Below are 17,993 nucleotides of genomic sequence, written 5' to 3' on the forward strand. Positions count from 1 at the left end.
AATCGATTGCGAATTGATCACGGGTGTGTGCCTTTGGTCCGCGTTCTGCGCACCTCTTGCGCAGCCGTGTCCGATCAGGTGAACTGACGTACCGTCAGATTCCTTGAGTGGGAGGCGCCCTGATGCAGACGATCTGGCTCGGCGCAGCCGAATGGCTCGCCGTTCTCCGCATAGGGCTCGGCCTCTGGTGGCTGGAGAGCTGGCGGCACAAGGACAAGAAAGGCTGGTTCGAACGCGGTACGGGCATCGCCTGGGCGGCGGACGTCGCGGGCAAGCACCGGTGGGCGGCGGTGCGGACCGGCTTCCGGCGAGTCGTCGCGCCCCGCCCCAAGGTCATGGCCCACATCGTCGTCTACGCCGAATTCGCCCTGGGGCTCGGCTTGGTCACCGGCTTCCTGACGCCCGTCGCACTCGTCGGCGGACTGCTCCTCAACCTGCTCTACCTGGTGCTGATGATCCACGACTGGGCCGAGCAGGGGCAGAACGCGATGATGGCGCTGATCTCGATCGTCGCCCTCTTCGCCATGTCCTGGCAGGTCTGGTCCCTCGACGAGGCGATCGGACTCTTCCGATGACCACGGGCACCCCCCGCTTCGACCTGCCCGAACCCGACGACTTCACCCGCCCCTACTGGGACGCGGCCGCCGAGGGCCACCTGCTGCTGCGCCGCTGTCACGCCTGCGACAGGCCCCACCACTACCCGCGCGAGTTCTGCCCGCACTGCTGGAGCGAGGACGTCACCTGGGAGCGGGCGAGCGGCCGCGCGACGCTCTACACCTGGTCCGTCGTCCACCGCAACGACCTGCCGCCGTTCGGCGCCCGCGTCCCGTACACGGCGGCCGTCGTCGACCTCGCGGAGGGGCCGCGCATGATGACGGAGATCGTCGACTGCGAGGAGTCCCGCCTCGCCATCGGCATGGAACTCCAGGTCGCCTTCCGGCAGGAGGAGGGCGGCGAGGCGGTACCGGTCTTCCAGCCGTGAGACGGCCCCGGCTCCGCCGCTCACCCGGCACGACTCAGAAGGACCTGCTGCGCCGCCGTGCGCGCCGTAGCTTCCACCGCTCCCAGACGTTGGGGTGGCGGATGACCACACCACCCATGCCGGCTGTTCCGGTGACGCGGATCAGCGGGGTGCCCGGAAGCCTTTCGTCCCTGGTCCGGTCCTTGAAGCCGCCCAGGCCGGGATCGACCTCGTCGGTCTCCGCGGCCCAGCCCGCCGGGATGATGATCCTGACCCCGCCCATCTGCCCGTTGACCTCCAGCTGGATCTCGCGCAGCCGGCATTCGGTCTGTGTGAAGTCGAGCCTGGCCCCGCCCATGCCGCCGTCCACGTCGATGTGCGCGGGGACCTTCCAGCGTCCTGTGCGCGCCGCGCCGTGGATGCCGCCCTTGAGGACCAGCGGCTTTCCCTGATCCCGCGGCGCGGGCCCCAGATCGGCGGTGAGGGGCGCCAGCTCGGCATAGGTCTTGGCGACCAGCGCCTGGCCCAGGCGCGTGTCCAGCTCGTCGAGGTCGATACGGCCCTCGGCCGCCGCCTCCCTCAACTGGTCCACCACGGCTTCACGGTCGGCGTCGGAGGCACGCAGCCGACTGACGGAGTTCGGGGGCTCGGCGGTCATGCACCTGATGATACGGAAACGCTCAGAGTCCGGGCGCGCCCCAGACGGGGAACCATCGCGCGAGATCCTTCTCCACCCGCAGGTCGTCCCCGAGCGTCGCCCTGATCTGCAATTCCAGCTGGTTGTCACGCTTTTCGGCGCCGTCCCCGGCCGGGGCGAAGGGGTAGAACGCACCGCGTTTGTACAGGTACACCAGCGCCAGCGACCGCCCCTCGCCGTCCCGGAACCCGATCAGCGAGCAGAGCAGCTGCGGGCCGAATCCGCCGTCCTGGAGCAGCGTGTTGACCGCGTGCAGATCGTTGACCAGGGCGGCCACATCGTCGGGTGAGCGGCGGGAGAGCAGCCAGGTGTAGCCGTACGTGTCCTGGCTGAACTCCACCGGGATGCCGCCCCGGTCCGTGTCCGCGTCGAGCAGTTCCTGGACGTCCTGCCGGATGCGGGCGAAGGTGCCGCCCTCCACTCCCGCGAAGCAGACCGAGCCCAGGCCGGTGGGGGTGAAGCCGGCGCCCGCCTGGAGGGTGAGGGCCGCGGAGGGTACGGCGAAGAGCTGGTCGAGGTCGGGGCGGACCGGTTTGCTGCGGCCGAGGATGGTGTCGAGAAGACCCACTGCGGGCTCCCTGGTTCCTTACGGGCGGGTGAGTTCGGTGGAGATGCGGGCCAGCTGGTCGAGGCGCTGCTCGAGGGTCGGGTGGGAGGAGAGCAGCCGGCTGAGGCTCTCCTTCGAGGAGAACGCCGGGACGAAGTAGAAGGCGTTGTACGGCTCCGCCTTCCGCAGGTCCTCCGTCGGGATCCTGGCCATCTGACCGCTGACCTTGGTGAGCGCCGAGGCGAGCGCGGAGGGGCGGCCGGTGAGGAGGGCGGCGGCGCGGTCGGCGGAGAGTTCGCGGTAGCGCGAGAGCAGCCGGGTGAGCAGGAAGCTCAGGCAGTACACGACGGCGCTGACCAAAGGGATCAGCATGATCGCGATGCCGACGGGGTCGCTGCCGCGGTTGCGGGACAAGCCGCCCCAGAGGGCGACGCGGGTGACGATGCCGGCCAGGACGCCGAGGAACGAGGCGATCGTCATGACGGCGACGTCCCGGTGGGCGACGTGCGACATCTCGTGCGCGAGGACGCCTTCCAGCTCCTCGGGTTCGAGTCTGCGCAGGAGCCCGGTGGTGGCGCAGACGAGTGCGGTCTTCTCGCCGCGGCCGGTGGCGAAGGCGTTCGGTACGTCCGTCCGGGCGATGGCCACCCGGGGTTTCGGCATGTCCGCCAGGGCACAGATCCGGTCGATGGTGCCGTGCAGCTCGGGTGCTTCCTCCGGGGTGACCTCGCGGGCACCCATGCTGAATGCGGCGATGCGGTCGCTGAACCAGAACTGGGCGATGAACAGACCGCCGGTGAAGATCAGGATGATCGGCCAGGCGCCCCGCAGCACCGCGAGAAGCACGCCCACCAGGACCACGTACAGCAGTCCGATCATAAACATGGTGGTGACCATGCGCGTGGTCAGACCGTGGTCGGGGGCGTAGCGGGAACGGGTTCGTGTCATGGAATGCCTCCAGCAACTCACCTGTCTCCCATAGTGCTCCTTTCCTGTGGGAACCCGATAAGCCGGATGAAGCCGGACGGGACGAGTGAGCCGGGCGGCCCGGAGGGCCGGTCACGGCCAGAGCAGCTCGCGCTCCCACACCCCGCCGTCCCGGCGGTAGCGCAGCCGGATGTGGCGCCTCCTGGCGTCGCCCTGGAAGAACTCGACCTCGTGCGGCTCGACCACGTACCGTGTCCAGCTCGCCACGTCCGCAGCCGGTTCCGCCTGCGCCCGTTCCCAGGCGGCGTCGGAGGCCCGGCCCAGCGCCTCGTAGGAGCCGAGCACCTCGCTCTGGTGCCCCACCAGCGCCGAGGCCAGCGCCCCGGTCGAGCGGGCGTGCAGGTCGGCCCGGCTCTCGGCGGGCGTACACACGGTGACGGGCCCTCGTACGCGCACCTGCCGGCCCTGCGCGGGCCAGTAGAAACCGAGCGCCGCGTACGGCCGGGCGGCGAGCTGACGGCCCTTCGCGCTGGTGGCGTGCGTGGCGAAGTGCCAGCCGCGGCCGTCCGCGTCGTGCAGCATCAGCGTCCGCACGTCGGGATGTCCGTCGGCGTCGACGGTGGCCAGCGTCATGGTGTGCGGCTCGGCCTGCCCGGCGGCCACCGCCTCGGCGAACCAGGCGTGGAACAGGGGGAGCGGGGCGCGGGGCGCGGCGGCGGGATCGAACGAGGGCAGCTCGACGTCCCATACGCGCTGGGCGTGCAGAAGGTCCCGGAAGGTGCGCTGGGCAGCGGTCGGTGCATCCGTCATGCCGCCCCATCATGCACGCCGGACGGCCCACAGGGCGCCGGCCGGCGGTGGGAAGCCGGGCGACGCCCTGTGTGGTGTGTGCTCAGAGCGGGAGCACACGGTCATGCGGTCGATCGTGCGGCCGGAAGGCCGCCAGGCCTCAGTGGGCCGGGGCGTACGCGGACTTCGGGTCCGGGCCGTGCGCGTTGTCGCTGCGGTCGCCCTCGAGGCACGTGAAGACGATCACCGTGATCGGGCCCGCCAGCGGGACGAGCCAGAACAGCAGCCACCAGCCGGAGCGGCCGGTGTCGTGCAGGCGGCGTACGAAGACACCCAGGATGGGCAGCAGGACGGCGAGCGAGTAGATCGCGATCAGGAACGACGTGCCGAGCACCACGTCGAGCACCACCACGATGATGGCGGCAATGAAGTGGAAGAGGATGAACATCCAGAATTCCTGGCGGCGCGCACGGCCGCTGAACACCGCGTACTTCTTCAGAACATCGAGATACCAGTGCATGTGTCCCCCCAAGGACGATGGAGAGGCTCGTCCTCGTTGGATCGAGCCCTGGAACGCCAGAACCTAAGTGGCTTGAAGTGCGCGGGTCAAAAAGTTATGAAGAGAGCGCTCTCAGACGGTGCCTGTGCGGGTGCGGACTCCTCAGCCCCGCCCGAGCACAACCGTGCCCGAGGAACAGAACCAGCCACCCGTTCCCGAGGCCACGGCCAGCTCTGGAAAGCTGCCGTCCGCCCTTCTGACCTGCCGTTCTCCCGCCTCACCACGGAGCTGACGGACGGATTCCACCAGGAGGAAGAGCCCGCGCATCCCAGGATGACAGGCCGAAAGCCCACCCCCGTCGGTGTTCACCGGAAGTTCGCCGGACCGACCGATACGGCCCTTCTCGACGAACGCGCCGCCCTCGCCCTTCGCGCAGAAGCCCAGGTCCTCCAGCGTCACCAGCGTCATGTACGTGAAGGCGTCATAGATCTCGGCCAGGTCGATGTCCGCGGGTCGCACCCCGGCCCGTTCGAACGCCAGGCGGCCCGAGACCACGGCCGGGGAGACCGTGAAGTCGTCCCACTCGGACATCGTGGCGTGCGAGACGTACTCGCCCGTGCCGAGGATCCAGACCGGGTCCTTCGCCGTGTCCGGCACGAACTCCTCGGCCGCCAGCAGTACCGCGCACCCGCCGTCGCTGCGGATGCAGCAGTGCAGCTTGGTGAACGGGTCCGCGATCACCGGGCCCGACAGGACGTCGTCCACCGTGATCGGGTCCCGGAACATCGCGTCCGGGTTGGCCGCGGCGTTCGCCCGCGCCTGGACGGCGACCTCGGCGAGCTGCTCCAGTGTCGTGCCGTACTCGTGCATATGGCGGCGGGCGGCCATCGCGTACTTGGCGATCAGGGAGTGCCCGTACGCCACTTCGAACTGGAGGGGGCCGCGCGAGCCGAACGACAGGTTCGACGTGCGGCGCCCGGCCCTGATGTCCGCGCGCGCCGTGGACCCGTACACCAGCAGCACGACGTCGGCGCGGCCGGCCGCGATGGCGTCGGCGGCGTGGGCGGCCATCACCTCCCAGGTCGCACCGCCGACCGCGGTGGAGTCCACCCAGGTGGGCTTCAGGCCCAGATACTCCGCGACCTCGACCGGGGCGAGCGTGCCGAGTCCGGCGGAGGCGAAACCGTCGACGGCCGAGCGGTCCAGGCCCGAATCGGCGAGCGCCCGGCGGGCGGCCTGGGCGTGGAGCGCGTACGGAGTGGAGCCGTCGACGCGTCCGCAGTCCGCGAGGGATATGCCGACGACAGCAACCTTGCGCGGGGGAGAGGCGGGTGAGGAAGGCATGAATCTGACGGTACATCAGATGCGGTGCAAGGGAATGGGTGGGCGGGTGCGCGGCTCTGGGTTTCTCGCGCCATCCCGCCTAACATGACGACCCGTCAGATCAGAGGCCTGCGGCCCCTGAGGGGAAGGAGCCCGACGATGGACGCCGCCTTCACCGCGGAACAGGACGAGATCCGCCGCACCCTGCGCGAGCTGCTGGCCGAACGCTGCGGCCCCGGCGAGGTCAGGAGCGCCGTACGGACTGCGCACGGGTACGACGCCACCCTCTGGCGGCAACTCTCCCAGGAGCTCGGGCTTCCGGGTCTCACCCTCACCCAGGAATACGGAGGGGCCGGCTGTGGTCCGGTCGAGCATGCCGTCGCCTGCGAGGAGACCGGCCGCGCCCTGCTGCCGTCCCCCCTGCTGGCCACCGCCGTGCTCGCCGCACCCCTCATCGCCGCAGTCGGCACCGAGGCCCAGCGCACCGCCCTGCTGCCTCGCATCGCCGCAGGCGAACTGACCGCGGCCCTCGCCGTCCCCGGCGGCTCACTGTCCGCCGCCCTCGGCCTCACCGGCGACACCACCGGCGGAGCCTGGGCGGGCGGCGGCCGGGCCGGCGGCGTACAGGCCAGGCAGGGCGCGCAGGGGTGGCGGCTGTACGGCGAGGCCGCGCAGGTCCTCGACGGACACAGCGCAGGGCTTCTGCTGGTCGCCGCCCATGCGGGCGGCTTCCCGCGCAGCCGTACGCTCCTCTTCCTCGTCCGTGCGGACGAGGCGGCCGGGCTCGTCCGCACCCGGCAGACCTCGCTCGACGAGACCCGGTCGCCGGCCCGCGTCGAACTGCGCGACACCGCCGCGGAACTGCTCGGCGCGGACGACACGGCCGATGCGGCCGGCCCGTCGGGCGCCCTGGCCGCCGTCGGGCGCACGGCCGCCGTCGCACTGGCGGCGGAGGCGGTCGGGGCGGCGGCGAGCGCACTCGACCGGACCGTCGCATATGTCAAGGCGCGCGAGCAGTTCGGCCGCGCCGTCGGCTCCTTCCAGGCCGTGAAGCACCGGCTCGCCGATCTCTACGTACGGGTGCAGGCGGCCAGGTCCGCGGTGTACTACGCGGCCTGGGACCCCGCGGCCGGCGGGCTCGCCCTCGCCCAGGCGCTGGAAGCCCTGCGGATCACCACCGCCGAGGCCGTCCAGCTGCACGGCGGGATCGGATTCACCTGGGAACACGAGGCGCATCTGTACTTCAAGCGGGCCGCAGGCGACGAGCTGCTCTTCGGGCCGGTCCACCGGCTGCGCGATCACGCCGCCGAACAGGCCGGGTTCTTCACACCGGACGTCCGGGGACGGGGCCGGGGGCAGGGGACGGGGCCGGCGGCGCGCGTCGAGGTGGCGGTCTGATGGCGCTCGGAGTCCGGCTGGTCCAGAAGGTGTCCTCGACCCGCACCTTCGCCAGGCTCGCCCCGCACGTCGTGCCCGCCATGGACCGCACGGTCCACCGGCTCACCCGCGGCAAGGTGCTGCTCAGCGCACAGCTGCTGCCGGGCGTGATCCTGACCGTGCCCGGCGCCAGGAGCGGGCACCTGCGGACCACCCCGCTGGCCTGCATGCCGGAGCGGGGCGAGCGCGGTGACCCTTCGTGGATTCTCATCGGCAGCAACTTCGGCCGTCCGGGTCATCCCGCCTGGACCGCGAACCTGTTGGCCCACCCGGACGACGCCGTCATCAACTGGAAGGGCCACGACATCGCGGTGCGCGCCCGGCTGCTGGAGGGTGCGGAACGGGAGGAGGTGTGGCGGGCGGCGCTGACGTTCTGGCCGCCGTACGCCACGTACCAGGCCCGGGTGGAACGGGAGATAAGGCTCTTCCGGCTGGAGTCGCGTCCGAGTGCGTGATCCGCGCCCGTCCCGCGCCGTGATGCGCCGACGGCGGACCACAGCATGTGGTCCGCCGTCGTGAGACAGGAAGTACGCAGCCCGGGACGGCCGTACGGTGCCCGCGGGCAGGGGGATCCGGGGCCGGCGCTACTTGGCCGGCTTCTTTCCGGTGATGCCCAGATGCACCAACAGTGCGAGATTTGGCCTGAGTTCGGCCTGCTTGACGCCCCAGGTCTGGAAGCCCTTCTGGTGCGAGGCGACCGCGGCCAGCATCGCGACCAGTGAACCCGCCATCGCCGCGGGGCTGATGTCCTTGTCCACCTTGCCCTTCGACTGGAGCTCCTTCACCGAGTCGGTAAGGGAGTTGGTGACCGAGTTCAGGATCTTCATGCGGATCTTGTAGAAGCGCTTGTCGCCCTCGGCCGCGCCGAGGTCGACCACGCGCAGGATCGCGTCGTGGCGCCGCCAGAAGTCGAGGAATCCCTCGACGAGTTCTTCCGCGGTCTGCCAGCCGGCCTTGCCGACCCAGGAGCGGCCCGAGACCAGCTCGGTCAATGCGGCGCCCTCCTTGGCCATTTCGTCCGCGATCTCGAGGACCGCGCCCTCGACGTCGGGGAAGTACTGATAGAAGGTCGCGGGTGAAGTCCCTGCCTTCCGGGCGACGTCGATGACTTTGACGTCCCGGTACGGCGAGGAGCTGAGCATCTCGCTGAGGCAGTCGAGCAGCTTCTGCCGCGTCGCCTGTCCGCGTCGACCGGCTACGCGGCCGTCGACGGTGCGTACTTGTCCTGTCATGCCGTCAGCTTACCGAGGGGTGATCCGAGCGCGATTCGGCCGACTGCAAATGGGGAGTTCCCCAGCTGTGGTGGGGTGCTGTGGGTGGGAGTGGCCGGATTTCGGCGATGGCGATCCACAGCCTGAATAGTGTTATCAACAGCCTGTGGACAACTTCCGTGGATAACTTTCCGCACTGCGGTATAGGGGTGAATCGACCGCTATCGAAAGTATGTTCTGTAGCGCATTCGGTCGAAGCTGTCGTTGCGCGACACGCCCGGCTCGCGGCTACTTTGGGTGTGACGGGCGTCACTGCTAAGGAAGGACCCGGGCCCATGGCCGCATTCGCGCCGTCCACGCCGTGCTGGGTGGATGTGCAGCTCCCGGACCTCGAAGCGGGCAAGCGCTTCTACGGTGAACTCTTCGGGTGGACGTTCCGGTCGGGCAAGGACGCGGACTCGGACGGCGCGTATGCCGACGCTCCGTACGCCGATGCCCTCAGCGACGGCAAGCTCGTCGCCGCGTTCGCCGCCAAGCGGGACGGCCGGATGCCGACCGCCTGGGGCATCTACTTCGCCACCGACGACATCGCGGCGACCGTCGACCGGATCCGGCAGGCGGGCGGCCAGGTGATCACCGAACCCGTACGGGCGGGCAACGCCGGGGTGCTCGCGCAGGCCGCCGACCCCGGGGGCGCGGTCTTCGGGCTCTGGCAGGCGGGTGTCCGCGGCGGGTTCGAGAAACAGAACGAGCCGGGATCCTACTGCTGGACCGAGGTGTACACGCGCCGGAAGGATCGTGTGGACGCCTTCTACGAGGACGTGTTCGGCTTCAGCGGGACCGATCTGGGCGGGAGGCGTACCGACGGTGCCGGCGCCGACGAGCCGCGTACCGGAGAGCCGGGCGAGGAGGAGGTGCGTGCCGTGGAGTCCGGTGAGGGCGAGGAGGAGGTGCGTGCCGTGGAGTCCGGTGAGGGCGAGGAGGAGGTGCGTGCCGTGGAGTCCGGTGAGGGCGAGGAGGAGGTGCGTGCCGTGGAGTCCGGTGAGGGCGAGGAGGAGGTGCGTGCCGTGGAGTCCGGTGAGGGCGAGGCACGTACCGGCGATGCCCGCAGCTCCGAACCCGGCACGGCCGATTTCGGCGTCGACTTCCGGATGTGGTCCCCGGCGGGCACCGAGCCCGGCCCCGACACCGCGGTCGCCGGGCGCAGCGTCATCACCGACGCGTTCCCGGCCGAGATGCCCAGCTACTTCCTCAGTTATTTCACCGTGGAGGACTGCGACGCCACGGCCGAGACGGTGGTGCGGCTCGGCGGCCGGGTCTCCGAACCGCCCTTCGACATCCCGTACGGGCGGATGGCGGTGCTCCACGACGACCAGGGCGCCGAGTTCGCCGTACTTCAGCCCCTGGTGTCCGGGTAGAGGGCAGAGTGACAGGTGACACCCCGATCCGCCCCCGGGTTCGCAACCGTCGCCTCAGCCAGGAACAATCGGGGTGCGCACCGCCGGGTGGTGCCCAGCGGTGAGACCCTGCACGGGGCGGGTTTTTTTTGGCGGGCTTCTGTTCCTGGAGCCCGTACGGGGAGGTGGCAGGCAAGTGGTGGAGCGGCTGACGCAGCACGACCCGAGGCGGATCGGCCCGTTCGAGGTGCTGGGACGGCTCGGGGCCGGCGGCATGGGGCTGGTCTATCTCGCCCGCTCGGCGTCCGGCCGGCGGGTGGCGATCAAGACGGTTCGTACGGAGCTCGCCGAGGATCAGCTGTTCCGGGTCCGCTTCACGCGTGAGGTGGAGGCCGCCCGCGCGGTGAGCGGGTTCTACACGGCCGCCGTGGTCGACGCCGACCCGCGCGCCGCCGTGCCGTGGCTGGCCACCGCGTATGTGCCCGCACCCTCGCTCGAAGAGATAGTGAATGAGTGCGGCCCGATGCCGACCCAGGCGGTGCGCTGGCTGGCCGCCGGGATCGCCGAGGCCCTGCAGTCCATCCACGGTGCGGGCCTCGTCCACCGCGATCTCAAGCCGTCGAACGTGCTCGTCGTCGAGGACGGCCCGCGGGTGATCGACTTCGGGATCGCGTCCGGTGTCTCCAACACCCGGCTGACCATGACCAATGTGGCGGTCGGCACCCCCGCGTACATGTCGCCCGAGCAGGCGCGGGACTCGCGCAGTGTGACGGGTGCCAGCGATGTGTTCTCGCTCGGCTCGACGCTGGTCTTCGCCGCGACAGGCCATGCGCCGTTCCATGGGGCCAACCCGGTCGAGACGGTCTTCATGCTGCTGCGGGAGGGTCCCGATGTGGAGGGCCTGCCCGACGATCTGCGGCCCCTGATCGAGTCCTGCATGCAGATGGAGGCGGGGCGGCGGCCCAGCCCCGCCGATCTGCAGGCGCAGCTCGCCCCGCATCTCTTCGCCTCCGGCAGCGACGACAGCGGTACGGCGTCGGCCTGGCTGCCGGCACCGGCCACCGCGATGATCGAGCTGCGGCGCGGCGGGGGACGCACGGCGGCGCCCGTCGCTCCGGTCGCCCCCGCCCCCGCGCCCGCTCCGATGCCGATGCCGCTGCCGCCCGAGCAGCCGCCGCCGGGCGCGGACTGGGAGCCGGCGTGGCGCAGCGGCGCGGACCTGAGATCGCCGTCCCCCGCTCCTTCGGCCGGGCAGGCGCCGGACGGGGGCGGTCCGGTGCGGCTGGCCGGGGCGAAGGTGCCGATCGGGCCCGGGCCGCGTGCCGGGGACGTACGGGCCATGGCCGGCGCCGAGGCCGGTCCCGCGACCGGCTGGGTGCGCCCGCCCACCGGGCTGAACGGCACGGCCCCTTCGGCCGCCCCGCCCGCACCCGTCCCCGCTCCTTCGCACGCCCCCGACGGGTCCCCCGCCGGGCCGGAACGCTGGCGCCCCTGGCGGTTCCGGATGTCGAACGACGTGTGGGGCACGCCGGTCGTGGCCGGGGACCTGCTGTACGTGACGTCGTTCGAGGTGCACGCCCTGGACGTCGGCAACGGCCGGCGCCAGTTCAAGACCCGTGACGTGGCCTGGTCGATGACGCTCGACGGCGGCCGCATCCACGGCTCCGACGGCCCTTCGCTGTATGCCCTCGACGCGCTGACGGGCGCCGAACGGTGGCGGCTGCAGACGGACGCCTGGGTGTACTCGCTCAAGGCCGACCGGGGCACGGTCGTCACCGGCACGCGCGGCGGCGGCGTCCAGGCGTGGGAGGCGTCCACCGGCGAGAAGCTGTGGGAGACGGGCGGAGTACAGACCGACTTCGAGACGGCGGAGGCCGGACCCGCGCTCCACGACGGCACCGTGTATCTGTGGCAGGACGCCCGGCTGCGCGCCGTCGACGCCCGCACGGGCATCGAGCGCTGGTCGTACCCGATCGGCGACGCGGCGTCCTGCGGCGGGGTGCCGGTCCGGGTGACCCCCGCGCAGGACGGCTGCGTGTACATCGCTGCGGGCACCCGGGTCCTCGCCGTCGACAGCGCGGCGGGCCGGGTGCGCTGGCACTTCGAGTCGCCCGCGGTCTTCCTCTCCCCGCCGGCTGTCGCGCCGGGACCCGCGGTCACGGGCGGCGGGGTGTATCTGGCCGACTACCTCGGCACGGTGTACGCACTCGACGCGTCGACCGGCAAGGACCGCTGGCGCATTGCGACGGAGGCCCGCCCGTCGATCGAACCGGTACTGGTGACGGCGGGCAACGTCCACGTCGGCAGCGGCAACGCGCTCTACACGCTCGACGCGGTCACGGGCACCCCGAAGTGGCGGTTCGCCGCGGGCGGGGGCGTCGTCGGCGCCCCGGTCGTGGCCGACGGACGGGTCCACTTCGGCTCCGCCGACCACGTCCTCTACACGCTGGACGCGGCGGGCGGCCAGCTGCGGTGGAAGCTGGCGACGGGCGGCGAGATCACCGGTTCGCCGGTGGTGCAGGGCGGCGTGGTGTACGCCTGCAGCAAGGACCGCTGCGTCTACGCGCTGGACGCGCTGAAGGGCACGGGGACGGGCAACAGGTCCCGGGCGTAGGGGCGGGCGGCGTCCGGGCCGCCCCGTTTTCCGAGGACGAGGCGCGGCGCGGGGGCTGCCGTGGTCGCGGAGGAGTGCTCCTCCCGGCCGGTCCGGCGTTCGCGTACGCCGCCGTCCGTGGGAGGCATGTCACGGTCGGGGAGGACGCCGGCCCTCGGGACCCTCGTCCTGCACCGGGTACGTCGCCGTGTCCTGGTCCGCGCGGGAGGGGCCCGGACCTGTGTACGGGTCGGCCTCCGGCTCCGGCCACGGACTCGTCTGCACCGACGGCCCCGGCTCCTGCGTGGGCGGCCATGTATCCGGCTCCGCCGATCCCGGCGCCGCGTACGGCCGGTTCCGGTCCCCGCGGCGGAGGCGACTGCCGCCTGCCCGCCGCCCCGGCATCAGGACCGCCCCCAGCAGCATCAGCGCCGCGCCTCCCGCCGCGTACGCCACTCCGGTCTGCAGCCCGGTCCCGTCCGACGCCACGGTGAGACTCCCGGTCGCCTGCCCCTGCCGCACCATCCACAGCACGGTGAAGCCGAGTACGACCACTCCCGCGAACGCCACCAGCAGCCTCGACCGCAGCAGCACACCCACCACGGTCACGGCGGCACCGAACAGCAGCGGCAGCCAGATCGACCCCCACAGGCCCGGCCGCACACCGGTGATCACGTTGCTGTCCGCACTGATGCCGTTGACGAGGTCTGCGACCCGGTAATTCCGGCCGAGGCGGCCGTCGTACCAGTCACGGAAGGGGCTCAGCACGGCGGCCGCCGCTCCTGCGAGAGCGACGATCGAGCCGAGGATGTTGCGGATCATCGCCGGCCTCCTGTGGGCGTGCGGATCGCGTTGCGGACCTGCACCGCTCTCGGCGTCGACGCTACGCCCGGCCGTTCACCCCCGCCACCAGGGACGGATCGGCCGGCCGCTACTGTGTCGCGCGACTGTTCGACGGAAGCATGACAACAAACAAGGGGGGCTGCATCGATGATGCGGCAGCATCTGAAACTCTCAGCGGTACTCGTCGTGGTGGTGCTGGCACTCACCGGCTTCTCGACGTCGACCCACAGCGGGAGGAGCCGGGGCAGCAAGAGCCACGGCTCGAGCAGTGGCGGTGGCTGCTCCACCTCCAAGAAGAGCAACGGCAGCTACCACCAGAGCACCTACGACGACGATGACTACGACTCCGACTACGACTCGTCGAGCACCTCGTCCGGCGGCTCCACGTACGAGACCGCGACCCCCGCCGCCGCGGCGGGCAACGCGCCCCGGGCGACCGTGATCCGCTGTGTCCAGCCCCGCAAGGGCAAGCGGCGGGCCGTGACATCCTCCACCGTCCAGGTCAGCGTGCAGGAGTCCGGCACGTACACGTACGAGGTCGACGTCACCTTCCTCGACGCGAGCGGCAACACCGTCGACACCGGCGAAGCGGATGTGGAGCTGACGGGTGACGACAGCGCGACCGTCTCCGTGCGGATGCACAACCCGAGCAGGGTGGCCCGCGTGAAGAAGTGCCGGGCCGTGGCCGAGCTCAAGCCCTGACCGTCGAGTACGGGGAGTTCCGGCTCACCGCAGCCGGAACTCCCCGTGGCCGGACCCGCGCCCGCGCCGCCCCCGCCCCTCGAACAGCTCCCTCTGCCGCTCGGCAGGCAGGTTCCCGAGCGCGATCAGGTGCGGTGCATGGGCCAGCGCCTGCGCCCTCGCCGCCTCCTTCGCGGACCACACCGCCCGTACCGTCCCCTGCACCGCCTCCGTGGGGTACGACGCGATCACGCCCGCCGCCCGCACCGCGGCCTCCGCCGCGCCGCCGGCCGCCGTCACCTCGCTGACCAGCCCGGTCTCGTACGCGCGACGGGCCGTCACCCGCTCGGCCGTACCCATCAGGGACATCCGGGCGACCTCCCCGAACGGCATCCGCTGCGCCATGTGGATCGCCTCGTACGCGCTGACCATGCCGTAGGACGTGTGCGGGTCGAAGAACGTCGCCTCCTCGGACGCGATGACGAACTCCGCCTCGCCCAGCAGATAGAACGCCCCGCCGCAGGCCATCCCCTCCACGGCCGCGATCACCGGCTTCCACAGGTCGTTCGCCTTCGGGCCGATCGCGAGCAGCGGATCGTCGATCGTGTACGGGGAGGAAGGCTGCGGCACCTCCACGCCGCGGTCGATCCCCGTGCAGAAGGCCCGGCCGCCCGCACCTGTCAGGACGACGGCCCGCACGCCGTCGTCGAAGCGGAACGCCCGCCAGGCGGCGGCGAGTTCGCCGGCCGTCGCGAGATCGATCGCGTTCAGCTTCTCCGGCCGGTCCAGGGTGACGACCGCGACCCCGGTCTCCTTGTCGGTCTCCGTGCGCAACGCCATCGGGTCACCGCTCCAGCTGCCAGCGGACCATGGTCAACTCCGGGCTCACCGGTGCGAAGACGGCCTTCACCGGCGCCCCGATCCGCAGCCTTGCCGGATCGACCGAGTTCAGCGGTGCGTCGGGACCGCTGACCACATTGCCGACCAGCCGGATGTGCGGGGCGTCGGTCAGTTCGACGACGACCGCGTTGTACGGAGCCTGGGCGGCGTACGCGGGCAGCAGCGGCGGATGTGGCACCACGTACGACCAGATGCGTCCGCGCCCGCTCATCGCCCGCCACTCGCTCTCGAAGGACCGGCAGTGCGGGCAGCAGGGCCGGGGCGGGAAGCGGAGCCTGCCGCAGTCGGGGGAGGCGCATGCCTGGACGCGGAGTTCGCTCCGGGCGGCGTACTCCCAGAAGGGCGCGCCGTCCTCGTCGACGACGGGCAGCAGCAGCGAATCCATCTCAGCTCCTCAGCAGTACGGCGGAGGTGGGCACGCCCTCACCGGCGGTGACCAGGCAGGTGGCAGCGGACGGTACCTGTGCGGTGGAGGTGCCGCGCAGTTGCTTCACGCCCTCGTTGATGAGGTTGAAACCGTGCACGTACCCCTCGCTGAGTCCGCCGCCACCCGTGTTGATGGGCAGCCGTCCGCCGCTCTCCAGTGCTCCGCCCTCGGTGAACGCGGCGCCCTCGCCGCGCCCGCAGAAGCCGTAGCCCTCCAGCGAGAGCGGGATGAGCGGGGTGAACGCGTCGTAGATCTGGGCGACGTCGATGTCGTCGGGCCCGAAGTCGGCCTGCTTCCACAGCTGCCGGGCGGCCGTCCAGGCGGGGCCGGTGAGGGGGGCGTCGTTCCAGTAGTTGACCATCCCGTGGTGCTGGGCGGGCAGGCCCTGGGCGACCGAGTGGATGTAGACGGGCCTGTGCCGGCAGTCGCGGGCCCGTTCCGCGGAGACGATGACGCAGGCCAGCGCCCCGTCCGTCTCCAGGCAGTTGTCGAAGAGGCAGAGCGGCTCGCTGATCCAGCGCGAGGTCATATACATGTCGCGGGTCAGCGGGCGTTCATACATCACCGCGTCGGGGTTCTGGTTGGCCCGGTTGCGGCATGCGAGCGCGACGTTGAAGAGATGGTCGCGGGTGGCCCCGTACTCGTGCATGTACCGCCGGGCGAGCATCCCGATCTCGTCGGCCGGACGCAGCAGGCCGTACGGGCGGGTCCACTGGGCCGGGGTCGGCAGCTGCACGGTGGTGTTCTTCCAGGGTCGGGGCCCGGAGCCGCGTTTCCGTGACCGCCACGCGACCCCGACGCTCGCCTGCCCGGTCGCGACGGCCGCGGCGAGATGCGCGACGGTCGCGCACGAACCGCCGCCGCCGTAGCCGACCTTGGAGAAGAATGTGACGTCGCCGGCTCCGATCGCCTTGGCGACCTCGACCTCGTCGGTCTCCTCCATCGTGTACGAGGCGAACGCGTCGACCTCCGACGCGGCGATGCCCGCGTCGTCGAGCGCCGCGACGATCGCCCGGCACGCCAAGGTCTTCTCGGACTCGGGAAGTTGTTTCGCGAAGGCCGTCTGCCCGATACCGGCTATCGCCGTCACGTCTTTGAGCGTCGCCACCCGCCACCTCCGGGGCCGTCATGACTGCTGACAGCGGCAGAGGCTACAGCTAATCTGACGGATAGTCAGCTACTCGGTCAGGGGGCATGCGATGCGCGGCGACGAGGAGTGGGGCAGCATCCCGGGGCTGGTGCGGGCGGCGGCCGAACGGTACGGGGACCGGGAGGCGGTCGTCGAGGGCCGCACCCGCATCTCGTACGCCGAACTGGGCGACCGTGTCGAGCGTGCCGCCGCCGCATGCATGGCCTCGGGTGTGGAGCCGGGGGACCGGGTCGCGGTCTGGGCGCCGAACACGCTGGACTGGATCGTCTCCGCGCTGGGAGCGGTCACGGCGGGCGCGGTCCTGGTCCCTCTCAATACGCGCTTCAAGGGCACGGAGGCGGCGTACATCCTGCAGCGCAGCCGGGCGAAGCTGCTCTTCGTCACGGGTACGTTCCTGGGGACGTCGTACGTGGCGTCGCTGCGCCGGTCCGAGGTGGAACTCCCCCACCTGGAAAAGGTGGTGGTGCTGGCGGACGCGGCCCCCGAGTCCTATGTCACCTGGAAGGACTTCCTTGCGACGGGGGAGCGGATATCGCCCGCGGAGGTACGGGAACGGGCCGCCGCGATCACCTCCGCCTCCCCCTCCGACATCATCTACACCTCGGGCACCACGGGCCGTCCCAAGGGCGCCGTGATCACCCACGCCCAGACCCTGCGCTGCTACGCGATCTGGAGCGAGTTGGCGGGCCTGCGCGAGGGCGACCGCTATCTGATCGTGAACCCGTTCTTCCACACCTTCGGCTACAAGGCGGGCGTCATCGCATGCCTGATGCGGGGCGCGACCATGGTCCCGCAGCCGGTGTTCAACGTGGACACGGTCCTCGCGAACATCGCCGCCGAACGCATATCGGTCCTCCCCGGCCCACCCACCCTCCACCAGTCCCTGCTGGACCACCCGGCGCGGACGGCGTACGACCTCTCCGCCCTGCGCCTGGTGGTGACGGGGGCGGCGGTCGTCCCCCTCCGGCTTGTGGAGCGCCTGCGCACGGAACTGCGCATCGGCACGGTTCTGACGGCGTACGGCCTCTCCGAGGCGAGCGGCATCGTCACGATGTGCCGCCGCGGCGACCGGCCCGACGTGATCTCCTCCACCTCGGGCCGCGCGATCCCCGACACGGAGGTCCGCGTCCTGGCGGCCCCCGGCACGCCCGGCGAGGTCCTGGTGCGCGGCTTCCATTTGATGCAGGGCTACTTCGAGGACCCCGACACCACAGCCACCACCATCACCCCGGACGGCTGGCTCCGCACGGGCGACATCGGCATCCTCGACGAGGCGGGCAACCTGCGCATCACGGACCGGATCAAGGACATGTTCATCGTCGGCGGCTTCAACGCGTACCCGGCCGAGATCGAACAACTCCTGGGCCTGCATCCGGACGTGGCGGACGTGGCAGTGATCGGCATCCCGGACCCGCGGCTCGGCGAGGTGGGCAAGGCGTACGTGGTCCGGCGCGTGGGCGCGACGCTGACGGCCGACGACCTGATCGCCTGGTCCCGGCGCGAGTTGGCGAACTACAAGGTGCCGAGAGCGGTGGAATTCGTGAGGGAACTGCCGCGGAACGCGAGCGGGAAGGTGGTGAAGGGGGAGCTGCGGGGGCGGGGGTAGCGCCC

The 17,993-nt window shown here is 71.2% G+C and carries 19 protein-coding genes; 8 read left to right on the top strand and 11 right to left on the bottom strand.

Features of this window, described 5'->3' with window-relative positions; genetic code table 11:
- Positions 1-122: 122 nt before the first annotated feature.
- Positions 123-575, top strand: coding sequence for a DoxX family protein (locus tag LRD69_RS18770; protein ID WP_277327739.1), 453 nt, complete (start codon positions 123-125; stop codon positions 573-575).
- Entirely contained in the window at positions 572-982 is a 411-nt protein-coding gene (locus LRD69_RS18775) for a Zn-ribbon domain-containing OB-fold protein (protein ID WP_277327740.1), read from the top strand. The genes LRD69_RS18770 and LRD69_RS18775 overlap by 4 nt, the downstream gene beginning before the upstream one ends.
- 34 nt (positions 983-1,016) lie before the next feature.
- On the opposite strand, the gene LRD69_RS18780 is transcribed toward LRD69_RS18775, so the two are convergent.
- From LRD69_RS18780 to LRD69_RS18805, 6 genes are all read right to left on the bottom strand, one after another.
- Positions 1,017-1,619: a DUF1707 domain-containing protein gene (locus LRD69_RS18780; RefSeq protein WP_277327741.1), complete on the bottom strand. Its 603-nt coding sequence runs from the start codon at positions 1,617-1,619 to the stop codon at positions 1,017-1,019.
- 22 nt (positions 1,620-1,641) lie between these two features.
- On the bottom strand, positions 1,642-2,226 hold the full coding sequence (locus LRD69_RS18785; protein WP_277327742.1) for a hypothetical protein: 585 nt from the start codon (positions 2,224-2,226) through the stop codon (positions 1,642-1,644).
- Positions 2,227-2,244: 18 nt separating this feature from the next.
- Positions 2,245-3,153, bottom strand: coding sequence for a zinc metalloprotease HtpX (gene htpX, locus LRD69_RS18790; RefSeq protein ID WP_277327743.1), 909 nt, complete (start codon positions 3,151-3,153; stop codon positions 2,245-2,247).
- 111 nt (positions 3,154-3,264) lie between these two features.
- The gene (locus LRD69_RS18795) at positions 3,265-3,942 is read right to left on the bottom strand and encodes a pyridoxal 5'-phosphate synthase (protein WP_277327744.1); all 678 of its coding nucleotides are present in this window, start codon (positions 3,940-3,942) and stop codon (positions 3,265-3,267) included.
- Between the two features lie 139 nt (positions 3,943-4,081).
- Positions 4,082-4,441, bottom strand: coding sequence for a DUF805 domain-containing protein (locus tag LRD69_RS18800; protein WP_277327745.1), 360 nt, complete (start codon positions 4,439-4,441; stop codon positions 4,082-4,084).
- 141 nt (positions 4,442-4,582) lie between these two features.
- On the bottom strand, positions 4,583-5,764 hold the full coding sequence (locus LRD69_RS18805; RefSeq protein ID WP_277327746.1) for an acetyl-CoA acetyltransferase: 1,182 nt from the start codon (positions 5,762-5,764) through the stop codon (positions 4,583-4,585).
- A 138-nt stretch (positions 5,765-5,902) separates the two neighbouring features.
- Between LRD69_RS18805 and LRD69_RS18810 the strand changes: the two genes are divergently transcribed.
- Positions 5,903-7,141, top strand: a complete 1,239-nt coding sequence (locus LRD69_RS18810) for an acyl-CoA dehydrogenase family protein (protein ID WP_277327747.1) — start codon at positions 5,903-5,905, stop codon at positions 7,139-7,141.
- The gene (locus LRD69_RS18815) at positions 7,141-7,635 is read left to right on the top strand and encodes a nitroreductase family deazaflavin-dependent oxidoreductase (protein WP_277327748.1); all 495 of its coding nucleotides are present in this window, start codon (positions 7,141-7,143) and stop codon (positions 7,633-7,635) included. Before LRD69_RS18810 ends, LRD69_RS18815 begins: the two co-directional genes overlap by 1 nt.
- A gap of 129 nt (positions 7,636-7,764) precedes the next feature.
- On the opposite strand, the gene LRD69_RS18820 is transcribed toward LRD69_RS18815, so the two are convergent.
- Positions 7,765-8,412: a TetR family transcriptional regulator gene (locus LRD69_RS18820; protein WP_277327749.1), complete on the bottom strand. Its 648-nt coding sequence runs from the start codon at positions 8,410-8,412 to the stop codon at positions 7,765-7,767.
- 314 nt (positions 8,413-8,726) lie between these two features.
- On the opposite strand from LRD69_RS18820, the gene LRD69_RS18825 reads away from it, so the two are divergent.
- Together LRD69_RS18825 and LRD69_RS18830 are read left to right on the top strand one after the other, a co-directional pair.
- Positions 8,727-9,809: a VOC family protein gene (locus LRD69_RS18825; RefSeq protein ID WP_277327750.1), complete on the top strand. Its 1,083-nt coding sequence runs from the start codon at positions 8,727-8,729 to the stop codon at positions 9,807-9,809.
- 175 nt (positions 9,810-9,984) lie between these two features.
- A complete protein-coding gene (locus LRD69_RS18830) occupies positions 9,985-12,402 on the top strand; it encodes a PQQ-binding-like beta-propeller repeat protein (protein WP_277327751.1) in 2,418 nt (805 codons plus the stop codon).
- A gap of 129 nt (positions 12,403-12,531) precedes the next feature.
- On the opposite strand, the gene LRD69_RS18835 is transcribed toward LRD69_RS18830, so the two are convergent.
- Positions 12,532-13,203: a hypothetical protein gene (locus LRD69_RS18835; RefSeq protein WP_277327752.1), complete on the bottom strand. Its 672-nt coding sequence runs from the start codon at positions 13,201-13,203 to the stop codon at positions 12,532-12,534.
- A gap of 168 nt (positions 13,204-13,371) precedes the next feature.
- On the opposite strand from LRD69_RS18835, the gene LRD69_RS18840 reads away from it, so the two are divergent.
- Entirely contained in the window at positions 13,372-13,926 is a 555-nt protein-coding gene (locus tag LRD69_RS18840; protein ID WP_277327753.1) for a hypothetical protein, read from the top strand.
- Between the two features lie 24 nt (positions 13,927-13,950).
- Here LRD69_RS18840 and LRD69_RS18845 read toward each other — a convergent pair whose 3' ends face one another.
- From LRD69_RS18845 to LRD69_RS18855, 3 genes are read right to left on the bottom strand one after another with little or no spacing between them, the layout of a single operon-like run.
- On the bottom strand, positions 13,951-14,745 hold the full coding sequence (locus LRD69_RS18845) for an enoyl-CoA hydratase/isomerase family protein (RefSeq protein WP_277327754.1): 795 nt from the start codon (positions 14,743-14,745) through the stop codon (positions 13,951-13,953).
- A 4-nt stretch (positions 14,746-14,749) separates the two neighbouring features.
- Positions 14,750-15,190, bottom strand: a complete 441-nt coding sequence (locus LRD69_RS18850) for an OB-fold domain-containing protein (protein ID WP_277327755.1) — start codon at positions 15,188-15,190, stop codon at positions 14,750-14,752.
- 1 nt (position 15,191) lies between these two features.
- Positions 15,192-16,340 (bottom strand): lipid-transfer protein, encoded by a 1,149-nt coding sequence (locus LRD69_RS18855; protein ID WP_277327756.1) that lies wholly within the window; start codon positions 16,338-16,340, stop codon positions 15,192-15,194.
- 91 nt (positions 16,341-16,431) lie between these two features.
- Between LRD69_RS18855 and LRD69_RS18860 the strand changes: the two genes are divergently transcribed.
- A complete protein-coding gene (locus LRD69_RS18860; RefSeq protein ID WP_277327757.1) occupies positions 16,432-17,988 on the top strand; it encodes a FadD3 family acyl-CoA ligase in 1,557 nt (518 codons plus the stop codon).
- Positions 17,989-17,993 lie beyond the last annotated feature (5 nt).

The organism is Streptomyces sp. JH14, from assembly GCF_029428675.1.
GTDB lineage: Bacteria > Actinomycetota > Actinomycetes > Streptomycetales > Streptomycetaceae > Streptomyces.